The organism is Halomonas marinisediminis, from assembly GCF_004347715.1.
GTDB classification, from domain to species: domain Bacteria; phylum Pseudomonadota; class Gammaproteobacteria; order Pseudomonadales; family Halomonadaceae; genus Halomonas; species Halomonas icarae.
Map to the genome: position 1 here is coordinate 1 of NZ_SLTR01000546.1, position 263 is coordinate 263.

Sequence of the window (263 nt, forward strand, 5' to 3'; positions counted from 1 at the left end):
TAACATGAGATCATAATATTTCGCACCGCCCTGAATACTCTGTGCTGGATCGTTACGGTTACTCACACCCATTGCCCGAGCTGTACTATTGGTTAACATCATTAACCCACGTACACCTGTTGGTGAAACAGACTCCGGTTTTAGGTACGATTCTTGATAACCAATCGCTGCAAGCAAATGCCAGTCTAAATCGTACTGAGCATCACTTTGTTTAAAGCTTGCTTTGTAAATCGGTATACGTGCACTTAAGTCACGTTGAATCG

1 protein-coding gene is annotated in these 263 nt (G+C 43.0%); it reads right to left on the minus strand.

Going from position 1 to position 263, the window contains the following annotated elements; translation table 11 throughout:
- Nucleotides 1–263, minus strand: a 263-nt coding sequence (locus tag E0702_RS17750; RefSeq protein WP_165927631.1) for a transglycosylase SLT domain-containing protein, incomplete at both ends; no start/stop codon positions are given.